The following is an 18,440-nucleotide window of genomic DNA, read 5'->3' on the forward strand; positions in this document are numbered from 1 at the left end:
AAAAACACTCAAGCAACCTGCCATCGCGACGATAACTATTACGAAGGTTCTCTAGGCACACCCGGCGCTTGCAGGGGCCGGAAGCCACGTAGTACCAAACCAACGAGGAATTCATCATGGCTTTAACAGTAAACACCAACGTAGCATCGTTGAACGTCCAGAAGAACCTGGGTCGCGCTTCCGACGCCCTTTCGACCTCGATGACTCGTCTGTCTTCCGGTCTGAAAATCAACAGCGCCAAAGACGACGCTGCTGGCCTGAACATCGCCACCAAGATCAACTCGCAGATCAAAGGTCAGACCATGGCGATCAAAAACGCCAACGACGGTATGTCCATTGCTCAGACCGCTGAAGGCGCGCTGCAAGAGTCGACCAACATTCTGCAACGTATGCGTGAACTGGCTGTTCAGTCGCGAAACGACAGCAACAGCGACACTGACCGCGTTGCGCTGAACAAAGAATTCACTCAGATGAGTTCGGAACTGACCCGTATCGCTCAGAGCACCAACCTGAACGGCAAAAACCTGATCGACGGTTCTGCCAGCACCATGACTTTCCAGGTTGGCTCCAACTCCGGCGCCTCGAACCAGATCACTCTGACTCTGAGCGCCAGCTTTGACGCAAACACCCTGGGTGTCGGTTCGGCCATCACCATCGTCGGTTCCGACAGTGCTGCTGCAGAGACCAACTTCTCTGCTGCAATGGCCGCTATCGACTCGGCTCTGCAGACCATCAACAGCACTCGTTCTGATCTCGGTGCTGCACAAAACCGTCTGACCAGCACCATCTCCAACCTGCAGAACATCAACGAAAACGCCAGTGCTGCACTGGGTCGTATCCAGGATACCGACTTCGCTGCTGAAACTGCACAGCTGACCAAGCAACAGACCCTGCAACAGGCTTCCACCTCTGTTCTGGCTCAGGCTAACCAGCTGCCATCCGCTGTACTGAAACTGCTTCAGTAATATCGGCGTGAGTTTTAGCGGGGGAGTACTTAACAGTGCTCTCTCGCTTTTTTGCTTTCTGAGGTGATGGTCATGGATATGAGTGTGAAGTTGAACGTGACTTATCCGGCCGTTCAACCGACGAGTCAGGCCCCTGTGCCGGACGCGTCCGTTGACAAGCCTGCCGATAAGGCGCCCGTCGAGCGTGTTGCCGCCACGGCTGAAAGTAAAGGCTCCGGTCTGCACAAGGATGATTCCAAGGACGATGCCAAAGTCAAGGCAGCCGCCGAGGACATCCAGAAGTTCTTTCACGAGGTCAAGCGCAATCTCGAGTTTTCGATCGACGAAGATTCTGGCAAAGTCATTGTCAAAGTGATTGCAAGCGATTCCGGTGAAGTAGTACGACAGATTCCCAATGCAGAAATCCTGAAGCTGGCCGATAGCCTGAGTGATGCGAACAGTTTGTTGTTCCGCGCCAAGGCCTGATCGCCGGTACGGTATGTGTTGCCGGGTCATTCGCCTTTTGAAAGGGCGGCGAGCCCCGCGGCATTCTTGAAGGGAGAAGCACCATGGCAAGTCCGATTACCTCTACAACAGGCCTGGGTTCGGGGCTGGCAATTTCCAGCATCGTCGAAGGTCTTGTCGGTGCTGAAAAAGCGCCCAAGCAAAACCAGATCGACAAGCAGAGCGCCTCCACGACTGCATCCCTGTCGGGTGTCAGTCAGTTGACGTCTGCACTGGCTGCGTTCCAGAAAACGCTGGATACCCTGGCCAGCTCCACCACGCCTGCCTTCCAGGGCTTTGCTGCCACGTCTGCCAATGAGTCGGTGGTCAAGGCCACAGCGGGCAACACGGCAGTCAACGGCTCCTACGCGATTAACATAAGCCAGCTGGCAACACCTTCGAAGGTGGCTACCGCCGCGCTGGACTCGACGCAGTCGAGTGCTATTCCGAGTGGTACGCTGAAAATCACTCAAAATGGCACTGATTACAACGTGGCGATCGACAAGACCTCGACGCTGCAGGAAGTGCGCGACAAGATCAACTCGACGCTGCAGGGTAAAGGCATCACCGCCAACATCATCAACGACAGCAACGGTTCCAGGCTGGTGTTCAGTTCGACGACCACCGGCAAGGGCAGTGACATTTCGGTGACGGGTGCTTCCGGCCAGGAAGCACTTAACATCGATGGCACCAAGTTGATGAGTGAATCCAGTACCGGCGCTGGTGCGATTACCGCTGTCGCCAAGGACGCCGCATTCACGGTCGATGGCCTGAGTCTGACCAGCAAGACCAATACCGTGAGCACGGCGATTTCCGGTCTGACATTCGAATTGGTCGCGCCCAGCGCGTCTTCTGATCCTTCGGCATCGACCACAGTCACGGTCGCCACCAACACCGATGGTCTGAAAACCTCATTGCAGTCGTTTGTCGACTCTTACAACACGCTGGTTTCACTGGTGTCCTCGTTGACCAAGGGCACTGTCGACAGTGATGGTAAATACACTGCCGCTGCATTGACTGGCGACTCCACCCCGCGTGCGCTGTTGGCAACGATACGCGACCAGATTTCCACTGCCACGTCGAATGCCGGTTTGAGTTCCCTGGCGCAATTGGGGATCAAGACTCAGCAGGCTGACGGCAAGTTGTCGTTGAACACCACCGAATTGACTACAGCGTTGAGCGACAAGAAGCTGGGCAGCCAGATTCAGGCGATGTTCACCGGTGTAACCAGCGCTGACGGCACGACTTCGGGTGGCTTGATCGCACGCCTGAACACTGCGCTTGAACCTTACACGAAAGCCGACGGCGTTCTGGCTGGCAAGACCTCCAGCCTCAATAAAGTGCAGACGCGACTGGCCAGTGATCAAGAGGCGCTCAACCGTCGTATTACCACGTTGACGGAAACCCTCACCAAGAAATACAACGCGATGGACCTGGTCGTCGGGCAGTTAAAGGCGACAGCTTCAAGCATTACTTCGATTTTTGAAGCGATGAACGCCCAGAAAAACGCCTCGTAAAAAAACGAGTGTGGAAGTATCAGCAACCCGACTCTGTGTCGGGTTTCTGCTTTTGGGCTAAAGTTTCTGCGCACTGCGTCGATAGCTTGAGTATCAGTATTCTGGATTTGTTACGAGGCCCCTTATGAATCCGATGTTAGCGTTGCGGCAGTATCAGAAGATCGGCTCCCAGGCCCAGACCTCAGAGGCCAGCCCTCATCGTCTGGTGCAAATGTTGATGGAAGGTGGCCTCGACCGCATTGCTCAGGCCAAGGGCGCCATGGCGCGCAAGGATATCGCCAGCAAGGGCGTGCTCATCAGCAAGGCCATCGACATCGTCGGCGGCCTGCGCGAGGGGCTGGATCTGGAGAACTCACCCAGTGACACGCTGCTCAGGCAAGACAGTCTCTATCACTACATGATGACGCGCCTGGCGGAAGCCAACGCCCGTAATGATCAGAAGATACTCGATGAAGTCGCCGGCCTGTTGATCACTGTCAAGGAAGGCTGGGACGCTATCGGCACCTTGCAATAATCTGCTGGTCTGAGGAGAGCAATAATGAGTGCTGCGCTCAAGCGTATCGAAGAAACCCGCGAAGCCTTGGTAGGTGCGCTGGCAGATCGTGACTGGGAGGCTATCGTCAAGCTGGACCTGGCGTGCCGCGAATGCGTCGACGCGGTGGTCAGCGAAGCGCCTGACGACGAACCTGCATTGCGCAGCAACCTTGAGGAGTTATTGGGTGTCTACAGGCAGCTGATTGATGTTGCAACCGGCGAGCGTCAAGCGGTTGTCGAAGAAATGACTCAAATCCAGAATGCGAAGAGCGCGACGAAGGTATACCATCTGTTTGGTTAATGTTTAATTGTCATTTTTATTGTTCGACAAGAATTTCGCCATAAATTTGACTGTGTCCGTTTTTTTGACTTAACTAGTGATGTTTACTATTTTCTGGCGTCTCAAGGTTTATACAGCTGAGAAAGCCAAGCTGCCCCCCAATCATGGGCATTGAGTTGACTAGGGAAGTTGCTATTGCATGTGGCGTGAAATCAAGATTCTGCTAATCGATGACGATAGCCAGCGCCGCCGGGATCTGGCGGTGATCCTGAATTTTCTTGGCGAAGAAAATCTCTCCTGTTCCAGTCAGGACTGGCAGCAGGTGGTCGGCTCTCTGGCGTCTCCACGAGAAGTACTCTGCGTACTGGTCGGTAGCGTAAACGCGCCGGGCAGTTTGCAAGGGCTCCTTAAGACCATCGCGGCATGGGATGAGTTCCTTCCTGTGCTGCTGATGAGCGAAAATTCTTCTGTCGAATTGCCCGAGGATTTGCGCAGACGAGTCCTTTCCGCACTCGAAATGCCACCCAGCTACAGCAAGCTGCTCGATTCGCTGCACCGTGCCCAGGTCTATCGCGAGATGTACGACCAGGCTCGCGAGCGCGGCCGTCATCGTGAACCCAACCTGTTCCGCAGTCTGGTAGGTACCAGCCGCGCGATTCAGCACGTGCGGCAGATGATGCAGCAGGTCGCCGACACCGATGCCAGCGTACTGATTCTGGGCGAGTCGGGCACTGGCAAGGAAGTGGTTGCGCGTAATCTGCACTATCACTCCAAGCGTCGTGATGCGCCGTTCGTGCCGGTCAACTGCGGTGCCATTCCGGCCGAATTGCTCGAAAGCGAGCTGTTCGGACACGAGAAGGGCGCGTTTACCGGCGCGATCACCAGCCGTGCCGGCCGCTTCGAGCTGGCCAACGGCGGTACCTTGTTCCTCGACGAAATCGGCGACATGCCGCTGCCCATGCAGGTCAAGCTGCTGCGCGTCCTGCAGGAACGCACTTTCGAACGTGTGGGCAGCAACAAGACGCAAAGTATCGATGTGCGCATCATCGCCGCGACGCACAAGAACCTCGAGACCATGATCGAGCTGGGCAGCTTCCGCGAAGATCTTTACTACCGTCTCAATGTGTTCCCGATCGAAATGGCGCCGTTGCGCGAGCGTGTCGAAGACATTCCGCTGCTCATGAACGAATTGATTTCGCGCATGGAGCACGAGAAGCGCGGTTCGATTCGCTTCAACTCCGCCGCCATCATGTCGCTGTGTCGCCATGCCTGGCCGGGCAACGTTCGTGAGCTGGCCAATCTGGTCGAGCGCATGGCGATCATGCACCCGTACGGCGTAATCGGCGTGGCCGAACTGCCAAAGAAGTTTCGCTACGTCGACGACGAAGACGAGCAGATGGTCGACAGCATGCGCAGCGAGATCGAAGAGCGTGTAGCGATCAACAGCAATACGCCGAACTTCGCTTCCGGCGCGATGCTGCCGCCTGAAGGGCTCGATCTGAAAGACTACCTCGGTGGTCTGGAGCAGGGCCTTATCCAGCAGGCGCTCGACGACGCCAACGGCATCGTTGCCCGCGCTGCGGAGCGCTTGCGTATTCGTCGTACCACGCTGGTCGAGAAGATGCGCAAGTACGGTATGAGCCGTCGCGAGGGCGATGAACAGGCAGATGATTGACGCCGGTTTTTTGTGCCAAAAACCAAGCCCCTGATTTTTCAGGGGTTTTTTTTAGGCACGGGGATTGCTAAGTCTCTCTTAACACACCGTTTACTGACGGTTAGCCACGAGAGAGATGAACCATGTCCCAGGCCGCCCAACTGACTTCCGCCCTATCTGTTCAGGCTCAGTACTCCCCGGAGCTGGAAAGTCGTCAGGGGCTTGAGCAGGCATTCTCGCTGTTCAATCAAATGTCGGCGCAACTGACCGATTCCTACGGCTTGCTCGAAGCGCGCGTCACCGAACTCAAGGGCGAACTGGCTCATGCCGGCGCCCAGCGCCTTCAGGAGCTGGCGGAAAAAGAACGCCTGGCCAACCGTCTGCAGAATCTGCTTGATCTGTTGCCTGGCGGGGTGATCGTCATTGATGGCATGGGCGTCGTGCGCGAAGCCAACCCCGCTGCCATCGATCTGCTCGGGCAGCCGCTGCTGGGCATGCTCTGGCGTCATGTGATCAGCCGTTGCTTTGCACCCCGAGAGGACGACGGCCACGAAGTCTCCCTCAAGGACGGTCGCAGGCTCTCCATTGCCACGCGCTCACTGGATGCCGAGCCGGGTCAGTTGGTATTGCTCAATGACCTGACCGAAACCCGTCATCTTCAGGAACAGCTGGCCCGTCACGAGCGTCTGTCTTCACTGGGGCGTATGGTCGCTTCTCTGGCGCATCAGATTCGTACACCGTTGTCCGCTGCGATGATCTACGCCAGCCATTTGACCGAGCAGGAACTGCCGGTCGAAACCCAGCAGCGTTTCGCCGCGCGGCTCAAGGATCGTTTGCATGAGCTGGAGCATCAGGTTCGCGACATGCTGGTGTTCGCCCGGGGCGAGCTGCCGCTGACGGATCGCCTGACGCCCGGTGCTCTGTTTCAGGTGCTGCAAAATGCTGCTGCGACGCATGTTCAGGGCGTGTCGGTGCGTTGGCAGTGCGACAGCATCGATGGCGAGTTGCTGTGCAATCGCGACACACTGGTCGGCGCACTGCTCAATCTGATTGAAAACGCCGTCCAGGCCAGCGCTGGCCGGACGCTGCTGAAAGTCCACGCCTACAGTCGTGGCAACGAGCTGCGGATCTGCTTCAGCGATAACGGCAGCGGCATTGACAAGGCCGCGCTGGCGCGCATCGGTGAACCGTTCTTTACCACCAAGACCACCGGCACAGGGCTTGGTCTGGCCGTAGTGACGGCAGTGTCGCGTGCGCATCAGGGACGCGTGCATTATTTGTCGCGGGTCGGCCGTGGTACCTGCGCCATTATCAGCCTGCCGTTGATCCCGGCTTGCAGTTCGACAGGTAATAACTGATGCCGATCAATGTGCTGCTGGTCGAGGATGACCGTTCGCTCCGGGAAGCGCTTGGGGAAACCCTCGAGCTGGCCGGTTATGACTATCAGGCGGTCGGTTCCGCCGAAGAGGCGCTGGTGGCCGCTGAGGCGCAGCCATTCAGTCTGGTGATCAGTGACGTCAACATGCCGGGCATGGACGGTCACCAGCTGCTGAGTCTGTTGCGCAGCCGGCATCCGCAATTGCCGGTGCTGCTGATGACCGCACATGGCGCGGTCGAGCGTGCGGTCGACGCCATGCGCCAGGGCGCAGCGGATTACCTGGTCAAACCCTTCGAGCCCAAGGCGCTGATCGCGCTGGTTGCGCGGCATGCACTGGGTCGTCTGGAGCCTGCCGAGCGCGACGGGCCGATTGCCGTCGAGCCTGCCAGTATTCAGTTGCTGAACCTGGCCAGCCGCGTAGCAAAAAGCGACTCCACCGTGCTGATCTCCGGCGAGTCCGGGACCGGTAAAGAGGTCTTGGCGCGTTTCATTCATCAAAACTCGCCCCGTGCCGATAAGCCTTTTATTGCGATCAACTGTGCGGCGATTCCGGACAATATGCTGGAAGCCACGTTATTCGGTCATGAAAAGGGTTCGTTTACCGGCGCGATTGCGGCCCAGGCTGGCAAGTTTGAACAGGCGGACGGCGGGACGATACTGCTGGACGAGATTTCCGAAATGCCTCTGGGGCTGCAAGCCAAATTGCTGCGTGTGTTGCAGGAACGCGAAGTAGAGCGCGTGGGCGCGCGCAAGCCGATCGTTCTGGACATTCGCGTCGTGGCGACCACCAACCGCGATCTGGCGGGTGAGGTGGCGGCGGGGCGCTTTCGTGAGGATCTGTTTTATCGCCTGTCGGTATTTCCATTGTCATGGCAGGCGTTGCGTCAAAGGACTGCCGATATTCTGCCGTTGGCCGAGCGGCTTCTGGCAAAGCACGTCAATAAAATGAAGCACGCGCCGGTTCGCCTTTCCGCCGAAGCGCAGCAGTGTCTGGTGAGCTATCCATGGCCCGGAAATGTGCGGGAGCTGGATAACGCCGTGCAGCGAGCCTTGATTCTGCAGCAGGGCGGGGTGATTCAGGCGCAGGATTTCTGTCTGTCCGGGCCGGTCACCAGCCTGCCTGTTGCCGCACCGGTCGAGGCTGCCGCGGCTGTGACCGTCATTACTGCGGCGGAGAATGCAGGTGCCGTTGTCAGTCCGGAATCTGCCGGCGCGCTGGGCGATGACCTCAGGCGTCACGAGTTTCAAATGATCATCGACACCCTGCGTTCTGAACGGGGACGTCGCAAGGAGGCTGCGGAACGCCTGGGTATCAGCCCGCGTACATTGCGTTACAAGCTGGCGCAGATGCGTGACGCCGGAATGGATGTGGAAGCCTATCTGTTTGCCACATGAACGAAGCACACTGATTGCCGCACCCGATCGGCGGTCACTGAATATTTTTGCTGTGATACAAGCCTGAAATAATCCCGGCGGCCCATGAATACGGGCGGTGCGGCGCGAACTCGTGTCAAGCGACATGATGCACTCATCTGGTGTGGCAAATAGCCGCCATCTAGCTGGCATCGTTGTTGCTATACCTTCTGTACCCGCTGAATCAGTGTCAAAAATTTGCGGGCCTTACGAGAGATATGTCCATGAGCCAAGGTGTTGAATTTAATCGCTTGATGTTGGATATGCGGGCCATGCAGATGGATGCGATGTCTGCGCCCAAGCCCGTGTCCGGTGCGCAGGAAGCCGGTGCCAGCAGCTTCGCTGACATGCTTGGCCAGGCCGTCAACAAGGTCGCGCAGACCCAGCAGGCTTCCAGCCAGTTGGCCAATGCATTCGAAGTCGGCAAGAGCGGCGTGGATCTGACCGACGTCATGATTTCGTCGCAGAAAGCCAGCGTGTCTTTTCAGGCGTTGACCCAGGTGCGTAACAAGCTGGTTCAAGCTTACCAAGACATCATGCAGATGCCGGTTTAAGGGACGTACTGAGTCATGGCCGAAGCAGCTGCCGATACCGTTCCTGCAAGAGCGGACGCTTCCGAAAGAAAACCGTTGTTCGGTATGTCTTTTCTGGAAAATCTTTCCGAAATGACCATGCTGCGTCAGATCGGCCTCATGGTCGGTCTTGCCGCGAGCGTGGCCATCGGCTTCGCCGTGGTGCTCTGGTCCCAGCAGCCTGACTATCGTCCGCTTTATGGCAGTCTGGCGGGCATGGACAGCAAGCAGATCATGGACACCCTGACTGCAGCGAACATCAATTACACCGTCGAGCCGAACTCCGGTGCGCTGCTGGTCAAGTCCGATGATGTGCAGCGTGCGCGCATCCAGCTGGCCCAGGCGGGCGTGGTACAGAACGACGCCAACATTGGCTTCGAAATTCTCGACAAGGATCAGGGCCTGGGCACCAGCCAGTTCATGGAGGCCACGCGTTATCGTCGCGGGCTGGAAGGCGAACTGGCACGGACCATTTCGGCACTGAACAACGTCAAGGGTGCCCGTGTGCACCTGGCAATTCCGAAAAGCTCGGTATTCGTCCGTGATGACCGCAAGCCAAGCGCTTCGGTACTGGTCGAGCTGTACGCCGGTCGTTCGCTGGAGCCGAGTCAGGTCATGGCCATCATCAATCTGGTGGCCACCAGTGTTCCCGAGCTGAGCAAGTCGCAAATTACCGTCGTCGACCAGAAGGGCGCTCTGCTTTCCGATCAGGCGGAAAACTCCGAGCTGACCATGGCCGGCAAGCAATTCGACTACAGCCGGCGCATGGAAGGCATGCTGACCCAGCGTGTGCAGAACATCCTGCAGCCGATTCTGGGCAATGACCGCTATAAGGCCGAAGTCTCGGCAGTGGTTGATTTCAGCGCTGTCGAATCGACCGCCGAAAGCTTCAACCCTGACCAGCCTGCCTTGCGCAGCGAGCAGTCGGTCAATGAACAACGTTCCAGCAGCTCAAGCTCGGGCGGCGTTCCGGGGGCGCTGAGCAATCAGCCGCCCGGCCCGGCGACGGCTCCGCAGACTGCAGGCGGTGGTGCAGCCGGTGCAGCCGGCCCTATCGCTCCAGGCCAGCCCCTGCTCGATGCCAATGGTCAGCAGATCATGGACCCGGCAACCGGCCAGCCTGCGTTGGCGCCATACCCGGCCGACAAGCGCGTGCAGTCGACCAAGAACTTCGAGCTGGACCGTTCGATCAGTCACACCAAGCAGCAGCAGGGCCGTCTGACCCGCCTTTCGGTCGCGGTAGTGGTCGATGACATGGTCAAGACCAACGCGGCCAATGGCGAAGTCACCCGTGCTCCGTGGAGCGCGGCGGATCTCGCTCGCTTCACGCGTCTGGTACAGGATGCCGTCGGTTTCGACGCCAGCCGCGGCGACAGCGTCAGCGTGATCAACGTGCCGTTCTCCAGCGAACGCGCTGAAGTGCTGCCTGAAGCGTCGTTCTATTCGCAACCCTGGTTCTGGGACATCGTCAAGCAGGCTGTTGGCGTGATCTTCATCCTGATCCTGGTGTTCGGTGTACTGCGCCCGGTGTTGAACAACATCACCAACGGCAAGCGCAAGGAACTGGCAGGTTTCGGTGGCGACGCCGAACTGGGTGGCATGGGCGGTCTGGACGGCGAATTGTCCAACGATCGCGTAAGCCTGGGCGGCCCGCAGAGCATTCTGCTGCCAAGCCCGACCGAAGGCTATGACGCACAGCTGAATGCAATCAAGAGTTTGGTGGCTGAGGATCCTGGCCGTGTGGCTCAGGTTGTGAAAGAGTGGATCAACACTGATGAATGAACGAGCCATGGTAGCCAAACTCTCCAAAGTTGAAAAAGCGGCTGTACTGTTGCTCTCGCTGGGCGAAACCGATGCGGCTCAGGTGCTCCGGCACATGGGCCCCAAGGAAGTCCAGAAAGTGGGCGTGGCGATGGCGCAGATGCGCAATGTGCATCGCGAGCAGGTCGAAGAGGTCATGAGCGAGTTTGTCGACATCGTCGGTGATCAGACCAGCCTTGGCGTCGGTTCCGACGGCTATATCCGCAAGATGCTGACTCAGGCACTGGGCGAGGACAAGGCTAACGGCCTGATCGACCGGATCCTGCTGGGTGGCAATACCAGCGGTCTGGACAGCCTCAAGTGGATGGAACCGCGTGCCGTTGCCGACGTGATCCGTTTCGAGCACCCGCAGATTCAGGCCATCGTGGTCGCCTATCTCGACGCCGACCAGGCGGGCGAGGTGCTTGGGCATTTCGATCACAAGGTCCGCCTCGATATCATCCTGCGCGTGTCGTCGCTCAACACCGTACAGCCAGCGGCTCTGAAGGAATTGAACCAGATTCTCGAGAAGCAGTTCTCTGGTAATGCCAACACGTCGCGTACCACACTGGGTGGTATCAAGCGTGCGGCCGATATCATGAACTTCCTCGACAGCTCGATCGAAGGTTCGCTCATGGACTCGATCCGCGAGGTCGACGAAGACCTGTCGGTGCAGATCGAAGACCTCATGTTCGTCTTCAACAATCTTTCCGACGTGGACGATCGCGGTATCCAGGCGCTGCTGCGCGAAGTATCCTCGGACGTGCTGGTACTGGCCCTCAAGGGCTCGGACGAAGCGATCAAGGAAAAAATCTTCAAGAACATGTCCAAGCGTGCCTCCGAGCTGCTGCGCGACGACCTGGAAGCAAAAGGTCCGGTGCGTGTCAGCGATGTGGAAACCGCCCAGAAAGAAATCCTCACCATTGCGCGTCGTATGGCCGAGGCCGGCGAGATCGTACTCGGTGGCAAGGGTGGCGAGGAAATGATCTAAGGATTCAGCCGACTCATGTCCAGTTCCAATAAAGAATCGGCCAGCGACCTCATTCGCGCCAAGGACGCCGGGTTGCTCGATATCTGGGCGCTGCCCAGCTTCGATCCGCACGTGGAACCCGAGCCTGAACCGGAGCCCGAGCACGTCGACGAACCGGCCGAGATGGAAGAAGTGCCGCTGGAAGAAGTCCAGCCACTGACCCTGGAAGAGCTGGAAAGTATCCGCCAGGAGGCCTGGAACGAAGGTTTCGCCACCGGTGAAAAGGAAGGTTTTCACAGCACTCAGCTAAAAGTGCGCCAGGAGGCGGAGGTCGTTCTTGCGGCAAAGGTTGCCAGCCTGGAACAACTGATGGGCAACCTGCTGACACCTATCGCCGAGCAGGATACCCAGATCGAAAAGGCCGTCATTCATCTGGTCGAGCACATTGCGCGTCAGGTGATTCAGCGTGAGCTGGTCACCGACTCGGCACAGATTGCCAGCGTCCTGCGCGATGCCCTCAAGCTCTTGCCGATGGGCGCCCAGAATGTGCGAATTTTCATAAACCCTCAGGACTTCCTGCTGGTCAAGGCCATGCGCGAACGTCACGAGGAGTCCTGGAAGATCGTCGAAGACGAAGACCTGCTGCCGGGCGGTTGCCGGATCGAAACCGAACATAGCCGTATCGACGCCAGCGCCGAAACGCGCATCGCCTTGGCAATTTCCAAGATGCACGACCAGTTGCATGAACAGGTAACCCATCCTGCGGCAGCCGATCTGAGTATCGATCTGCAAGCCTCGCCAGGCACAGTGCCCACTGCTGACGAATCCGACGCGGACACCCTCGATGCGCCTTGATCGCACCAGTTTCGCCAAGCGCCTCGGCTCCTACGCCGAGTCGATCAGCCTGCCCGCCCAGCCCGTGGTGGAAGGCCGCCTGCTGCGCATGGTGGGCCTGACGCTTGAGGCCGAGGGCCTGCGCGCGGCCATGGGCAGCCGTTGTGTGGTCATCAATGACGACAGTCATCACCCGGTAGAAGTCGAAGCCGAAGTGATGGGTTTTTCCGGTGGCAAGGTGTTTCTGATGCCGGTCGGCAGCGTGGCCGGCATCGCGCCTGGCGCGCGGGTCGTGCCGCTGGCCGACACCGGTCGGCTACCGATGGGCATGAGCATGCTGGGTCGGGTGCTCGATGGTGCCGGTCGTCCGCTGGATGGTCGCTCGCCGATCAAGGCCGAAGACTGGGTGCCGATGGATGGCCCGACCATCAACCCGCTCAAGCGTGATCCCATCAGTCAGCCGCTGGATGTCGGCATTCGCTGCATCAACGGTTTATTGACGGTTGGCCGCGGTCAGCGTCTCGGCTTGTTTGCCGGTACGGGCGTTGGCAAGAGTGTGCTGCTCGGCATGATGACGCGCTTCACCGAGGCGGACATCATCGTCGTCGGCCTGATCGGTGAGCGGGGTCGTGAGGTCAAGGAGTTCATCGAGCACATCCTCGGCGAAGAGGGCCTGAAGCGTTCGGTGGTAGTTGCTTCGCCAGCCGATGATGCGCCTCTGATGCGCTTGCGTGCAGCGATGTATTGCACGCGAATCGCCGAATACTTTCGTGACAAGGGCAAGAATGTCCTGTTGCTGATGGACTCCCTGACCCGTTTTGCTCAGGCTCAGCGGGAAATCGCACTGGCCATTGGCGAGCCGCCGGCCACCAAGGGCTATCCGCCTTCGGTATTCGCCCGTTTGCCCAAACTGGTAGAACGTGCTGGCAATGCCGAGGCGGGCGGTGGTTCGATCACTGCGTTTTACACGGTGCTGTCGGAGGGTGATGACCAGCAGGACCCGATTGCCGACTCGGCGCGTGGTGTGCTCGACGGTCACATCGTGCTGTCCCGGCGCCTGGCCGAGGAGGGGCATTACCCGGCCATCGACATTGAAGCGTCCATCAGCCGGGTCATGCCTGCAGTGGTCAGCCCCGAGCACATGGCGCGTGCGCAGCATTTCAAACAGTTGTGGTCGCGTTATCAACAGACCCGCGACCTCATCAGCGTGGGTGCCTATGTAGCGGGCGGCGATCGCGAGACGGACATGGCCATTGCGCTGCATCCGGTACTGGTGCGCTACCAGCGCCAGGGCCTGCGTGACAACGAAAGCATACAAGGCAGCAGCGAGGCGCTGGCGTCGATCTTCGCACCAGCGCCTGGCGGCTGATAACCCATGGCCCAAAGTCGAGCGGCGCGTCTGGCGCCGGTGGTCGAGATGGCAGAAGCTGCCGAGCGAACCGCCGCCCAGCGCCTTGGGCACTTCCAGGGACAGGTCAACCTTGCCAACAACAAGCTGCAGGAGCTTGACCAGTTCCGTCAGGATTACCAGCAGCAATGGTTGCAGCGCGGCAGTACCGGGGTCTCCGGACAGTGGCTGCTGGGTTACCAGCGCTTTCTCAGTCAGCTCGATGTCGCCGTTGCCCAGCAATACAAAAGTCTCGAATGGCACAAGGCCAATCTGGATCGGGCGCGCAGCGCCTGGCAGGATTGTTACGCGCGGGTAGAGGGCTTGCGCAAGCTGGTGCAGCGCTACATGGACGAGGCGCGCAGGCTGGAGGACAAGCGCGAGCAGAAATTGCTCGACGAGTTGTCGCAGCGCCTGCCTCGCCATGAACAATTCTGACGTTTGACTCAAACAGACCCGCAGCGATCTCTCTGGCTGGTCTACGCTATCAATGTCTCGGTGATGAAACACCTCGAGGTTCCCATGACTGTCACTTCCGAACGTTCTGCCGATGGCCAGACGCTGACCCTTTATATCGAAGGACGCTTCGATTTCAATTCCCATCAGGCGTTTCGCACTGCCTATGAGGACTATCCGCAGTCACTGAACTACGTGGTCGACCTGCGCAGTACGCATTATCTGGACAGTTCTGCGCTGGGGATGCTGTTGCTGCTGCGCGATCACGCTGGCGGTGACAAGGCACTGGTGCGCCTGGTCAACTGCACGCCTGATGTGCTGAAGATTCTGGCCATTTCCAATTTCTCGAAGCTGTTCGAATTGAGCATACCCAGTGCAGCCAGCCCCGAAAAAACTGTGCATTCTGATCGCTGATGACAGCACCAGTGACCGCCTGCTGCTTTCAACGATCGTTGCGCGGCAGGGTCACCGGGTCCTCAGCGCGGGCAACGGTGTCGAAGCGGTGGCCATGTTCAAGGCCGAAAGCCCGCAGTTGATTCTGATGGACGCCATGATGCCGGTCATGGATGGTTTTGAAGCGGCGCGAAGAATCAAGGCAATGACCGGCGAATCGCTGGTGCCGATCATCTTCCTCACCTCGCTCACCGAGGGCGAAGCGCTTGCACGCTGCCTGGATGCCGGTGGCGACGATTTCATGTCCAAGCCTTACAACCCGCTGGTATTGGCCGCCAAGATCAACGCCATGAACCGCTTGCGAGTGTTGCACGAAACCGTCCGTCAGCAGCGTGACCAGATCGCCAGGCACCATGAGTATCTGCTCAATGAGCAGCGGGTCGCCAAGGCGGTGTTCGATCAGATCGCCCACGCCGGTTGCCTGGGGGCGAGCAATATCCGCTACCTGCAGTCTCCCTACGCGCTGTTCAACGGTGACCTGATGCTGGCCGCCTACACACCTGCCGGGCACATGCAGGTGCTGCTCGGGGATTTCACCGGGCATGGCTTGCCGGCTGCGGTGGGTGCGATGCCGCTTGCGGAAGTATTCTACGGCATGACGGCCAAGGGCTATGGACTGGTTGAAATCCTCCGTGAGATGAATGCCAAGCTCAAACGCATCCTCCCGGTCGACATGTTTTGCTGTGCGACGCTGCTGTGTATCAATCTGCCGCAGCGGCAGGTCGAGGTCTGGAGTGGCGGCTTGCCGGACGGCTACCTGTTGCGCGGCGCGCAGGGTGAGCATGTGCCGCTGGCTTCGAATCATCTGCCATTGGGCGTGCTGAGCGTCGCTGCCTTCGACGCGCGCACTGACGTATATCCGTTGGCACCGGGTGATCGCATATTTCTGTTGTCCGACGGCGTGCTCGACACCAGTAACAATGAGGAGGAGCTGTTCGGTGCGCAGCGTCTGCGACAGGTTCTGTCTGCCAATCGCGAGCCGCACTTGTTGATCGAAGAGATCCTCGAGGCGCTCAACGAATTTGGCGGCAAGGCCCGTGACGATGTCAGCCTGCTGGAAGTCAGCGCTGTCGAGGCGCCGCTGGAGAGCCTGCCTGCCATGATGTATTCGGACAGTGGCGCATCCAGCCCGCTGGACTGGTCGGCCAGCTTCGAGTTTCGTGCCTCTACCCTCAAGCGTTTCAACCCGCTGCCCTATGTTCTGCAATTGCTGCTGGAGGTTCATGGCCTGCGTGATCAGGGCGCCGCACTGCATATGGTCCTCGGCGAGCTGTACAGCAATGCGCTGGAGCATGGTGTGCTAGGGTTGGACTCGACGCTCAAGCACGATGCAGCAGGCTTCGCCCTTTATTATCAGCAGCGCGCAGAGCGTCTCGACAGGCTGAAGTCAGGCTTTATCCGGGTGAGCCTGCAGGTTGAAGCGGTCGAGCAGGGCGGTCGGCTGACCCTCAGTGTCGAGGACAGCGGTCAGGGATTCGATGCGGAAAAGACCCGGACGCTGATGCCTGCCAGCAATGAACTGTATGGTCGCGGACTGCATCTGGTCTGCGAATTGAGCCGCGAGGCCAGGTGGTCAAGGGATGGCAGGACCGCCTGCGTGGAATTTTCCTGGGAGGGAGTGGCATAATCCCCGCCTGGAGTCTTGATCAAGGAGTGAACAAGTGTCGATTCATCTGGATTACAGCGTATTGAATACCTTGCAGGAGGTCATGGAGGACGAATATCCGACCTTGCTGGATGTTTTCCTCAAGGATTCCGAGCAGCGTATCGCGCAGCTGCGTCTGGCTGTCGGGTCGCGCAATCCTGATTTTCAGGAGTTGAGCCTGACCGCTCACAGTTTCAAGGGCAGCAGCAGCAACATGGGCGCCTTGCAGCTTTCCGAGCTGTGTCGTCAGCTTGAGGAGCAGGCTCGCCAGCAGCAGTTCGCAGGCCTGGCAGAGCTGATTGGCACGATCGACAGCGAATACATGACGATTCGCGGGCTGTTCAATTCCGAGCGGCAGTTGTTCGTCAGCTGAGTCCTGATCCCACCCGCTCGATTGCCGTTACGGGACATCATTTTAAATTGGCCCGCATATTGCTAACTACTCCGGTAAGGCGATAACCAGCAGCTGATGCGGAGACCGAAATGCCCCTTGCTACCAATGCGCTTCTTCAGGCCACAACCTCTGTGACCGCCAGGTCCGGTGTGGCCAACAATGCGGTCAAGTCTGCTGACAGCAGCAAGGACGGGGCCTCCAGCTTTTCCAATGTCTATGCAAAGCAGGCGAAAGACACCGTCCCTGCGCGTGAAGATGCGCCAGTAAAGCCAGTTCGCGACAAGACCGCGCCTGACAAGGACAAGGTTGCCGCCGGCAAGGACAAGCCTGCAAGCGACCAGGCGAATGCCGCCGACAAGTCGAGCGTTGCCGATAGCGGCAATGATTTGCCAGCCAAGCCGGCGGCTGCAGATGATGATGCGGCGCACTCCGACTCGAAGCAGGATGATGCGCAGGCTTCTGCCGATCCGGCGCTGACTGAGGGCCAGGCGGTCGTCGATCCGGCACTTGATCCGGCATTGCAGGCAATGGCCGCACAGGCTCCCGCGGCGCCTGTAGCCAAGGCGCCACCCAGTGCGGAAGTTGTCACCGCCCCAGTGGTCTCGGCGCTCACCACCACTCAGGCGGCACCGCCAGCCGTGGCTGAACAAGCCTTCAATCCCGACGCCGATCCGCTGGACGGTCTGGATGCCGTGCAGTTGGCGCTGGAAAACGCCACTGCCAAGACTCAACTGGCTGCCCAGAATGCCCAGGCTGCCAACAAGGCGACGCCGAGCAATGCTGAAGCTGATCCCAATCAAAATATCGTCAATAACCTGTCGGTTTTGAGCGAGCAGTTGCCCTCCGACGGGAGCAGCACTGAAAGCAGCGACAAGTCGTTCAGCGGTTTGATCGGTGAGGGGCTGAAGGATGTCAAAGGCGCCGCCGGCGACACGCGCGTCGACAACTTTGCCGATCGCCTCGCTGCGCTCAGCCAGGCCGCGCAACCTGCACGCACAGCGGCCGCACCTGCCGCGCCCTTGATGAATCAGCCGTTGGCCATGCATCAAAGTGGCTGGACCGAAGGCATCGTCGACCGCGTCATGTACCTGTCGAGCCAGAACCTCAAGACCGCCGACATCAAGCTGGAACCTGCCGAACTCGGCCGTCTGGATATCCGTATCAACATGGCGCCCGAGCAGCAGACCCAGGTGACCTTCATGAGCGCACATATGGGCGTACGCGATGCACTGGAGAGCCAGATGTCGAAGTTGCGTGAGTCGTTCGTGCAGCAGGGGCTTGGCAACGTCGACGTCAACGTCTCCGACCAGTCGCAACAGCAGGCTCAGGAACAGGCCAGTCGTTCCCAGCGCAGCGGGCGCGGCGGTGGCATGAGCTCGGGTGATAGCTCCGATGAAATCGCAGGCGTCGATGCGGCCATCCCGGTCAGCCAGCCAGCAGCACGTGTGATCGGCACCAGTGAGATCGATTATTACGCGTGAGGCTCCTGCGTCACATGGCAGCCGCGACGCGACGTCATGCATTGCCTGAACGTGTTGGCGCAGAAGTGCTTTTTGAACGCGATGGTACAGACGACCAAATTGCGACGTAATTGACAGGGTGAAGTCGGGCCGGAAACGGAGTTGCGGGTTGTGCCTACTTTGGCCCCATCAAAGTAGGTCGCCGAGGGGCGAAAAGGTGATTTGAGTCGAACCTCAATCCACCT

General features: G+C 58.9%; 18 protein-coding genes. All 18 read left to right on the forward strand.

What is annotated here, in order from left to right; genetic code table 11:
- The first annotated feature begins 116 nt into the window (after positions 1-116).
- The 18 genes from LIX91_RS21020 to LIX91_RS21105 all read left to right on the forward strand — a co-directional run bounded on the left by LIX91_RS21020 (position 117) and on the right by LIX91_RS21105 (position 18,216).
- Positions 117-965, forward strand: a complete 849-nt coding sequence (locus tag LIX91_RS21020; RefSeq protein WP_003417847.1) for a flagellin domain-containing protein — start codon at positions 117-119, stop codon at positions 963-965.
- A gap of 72 nt (positions 966-1,037) precedes the next feature.
- Positions 1,038-1,430: a flagellar protein FlaG gene (locus LIX91_RS21025; protein WP_003370107.1), complete on the forward strand. Its 393-nt coding sequence runs from the start codon at positions 1,038-1,040 to the stop codon at positions 1,428-1,430.
- A gap of 83 nt (positions 1,431-1,513) precedes the next feature.
- Positions 1,514-2,965 (forward strand): flagellar filament capping protein FliD, encoded by a 1,452-nt coding sequence (gene fliD / locus LIX91_RS21030; protein WP_100073003.1) that lies wholly within the window; start codon positions 1,514-1,516, stop codon positions 2,963-2,965.
- 124 nt (positions 2,966-3,089) lie between these two features.
- Positions 3,090-3,479 (forward strand): flagellar export chaperone FliS, encoded by a 390-nt coding sequence (gene fliS, locus LIX91_RS21035; RefSeq protein WP_032699175.1) that lies wholly within the window; start codon positions 3,090-3,092, stop codon positions 3,477-3,479.
- Between the two features lie 24 nt (positions 3,480-3,503).
- Entirely contained in the window at positions 3,504-3,800 is a 297-nt protein-coding gene (fliT, locus tag LIX91_RS21040) for a flagellar protein FliT (RefSeq protein ID WP_003316802.1), read from the forward strand.
- A gap of 178 nt (positions 3,801-3,978) precedes the next feature.
- The gene (gene fleQ, locus LIX91_RS21045; protein WP_003316803.1) at positions 3,979-5,454 is read left to right on the forward strand and encodes a transcriptional regulator FleQ; all 1,476 of its coding nucleotides are present in this window, start codon (positions 3,979-3,981) and stop codon (positions 5,452-5,454) included.
- Between the two features lie 122 nt (positions 5,455-5,576).
- Entirely contained in the window at positions 5,577-6,791 is a 1,215-nt protein-coding gene (locus LIX91_RS21050; protein WP_103697064.1) for a sensor histidine kinase, read from the forward strand.
- Positions 6,791-8,206: a sigma-54-dependent transcriptional regulator gene (locus LIX91_RS21055; protein ID WP_226489078.1), complete on the forward strand. Its 1,416-nt coding sequence runs from the start codon at positions 6,791-6,793 to the stop codon at positions 8,204-8,206. Before LIX91_RS21050 ends, LIX91_RS21055 begins: the two co-directional genes overlap by 1 nt.
- A gap of 242 nt (positions 8,207-8,448) precedes the next feature.
- Positions 8,449-8,778 carry a flagellar hook-basal body complex protein FliE gene (fliE, locus tag LIX91_RS21060; protein ID WP_003344011.1) on the forward strand — a complete coding sequence of 110 codons (330 nt, stop codon included), beginning with the start codon at positions 8,449-8,451 and terminating at the stop codon, positions 8,776-8,778.
- Positions 8,779-8,793: 15 nt separating this feature from the next.
- Positions 8,794-10,578, forward strand: coding sequence for a flagellar basal-body MS-ring/collar protein FliF (fliF, locus tag LIX91_RS21065; protein ID WP_003417841.1), 1,785 nt, complete (start codon positions 8,794-8,796; stop codon positions 10,576-10,578).
- Entirely contained in the window at positions 10,571-11,587 is a 1,017-nt protein-coding gene (gene fliG, locus LIX91_RS21070) for a flagellar motor switch protein FliG (RefSeq protein WP_003316807.1), read from the forward strand. Before fliF ends, fliG begins: the two co-directional genes overlap by 8 nt.
- Before the next feature lie 15 nt (positions 11,588-11,602).
- A complete protein-coding gene (gene fliH / locus LIX91_RS21075; RefSeq protein ID WP_103697065.1) occupies positions 11,603-12,421 on the forward strand; it encodes a flagellar assembly protein FliH in 819 nt (272 codons plus the stop codon).
- Positions 12,411-13,769: a flagellar protein export ATPase FliI gene (gene fliI / locus LIX91_RS21080; RefSeq protein WP_003417838.1), complete on the forward strand. Its 1,359-nt coding sequence runs from the start codon at positions 12,411-12,413 to the stop codon at positions 13,767-13,769. The genes fliH and fliI overlap by 11 nt, the downstream gene beginning before the upstream one ends.
- 6 nt (positions 13,770-13,775) lie before the next feature.
- The gene (gene fliJ / locus LIX91_RS21085; RefSeq protein ID WP_003412422.1) at positions 13,776-14,225 is read left to right on the forward strand and encodes a flagellar export protein FliJ; all 450 of its coding nucleotides are present in this window, start codon (positions 13,776-13,778) and stop codon (positions 14,223-14,225) included.
- Positions 14,226-14,309: 84 nt separating this feature from the next.
- Positions 14,310-14,657 (forward strand): STAS domain-containing protein, encoded by a 348-nt coding sequence (locus LIX91_RS21090; protein WP_003412420.1) that lies wholly within the window; start codon positions 14,310-14,312, stop codon positions 14,655-14,657.
- Complete coding sequence (locus LIX91_RS21095) at positions 14,617-16,323, forward strand: SpoIIE family protein phosphatase (RefSeq protein WP_226489079.1); 1,707 nt, start codon at positions 14,617-14,619, stop codon at positions 16,321-16,323. Before LIX91_RS21090 ends, LIX91_RS21095 begins: the two co-directional genes overlap by 41 nt.
- Before the next feature lie 34 nt (positions 16,324-16,357).
- Positions 16,358-16,714: an Hpt domain-containing protein gene (locus LIX91_RS21100; protein WP_003412415.1), complete on the forward strand. Its 357-nt coding sequence runs from the start codon at positions 16,358-16,360 to the stop codon at positions 16,712-16,714.
- Between the two features lie 110 nt (positions 16,715-16,824).
- Entirely contained in the window at positions 16,825-18,216 is a 1,392-nt protein-coding gene (locus tag LIX91_RS21105; RefSeq protein WP_226489080.1) for a flagellar hook-length control protein FliK, read from the forward strand.
- Positions 18,217-18,440: the final 224 nt, after the last annotated feature.

Source organism: Pseudomonas sp. B20, from assembly GCF_020515755.1.
Taxonomy (GTDB): Bacteria; Pseudomonadota; Gammaproteobacteria; order Pseudomonadales; family Pseudomonadaceae; genus Aquipseudomonas; species Aquipseudomonas syringae.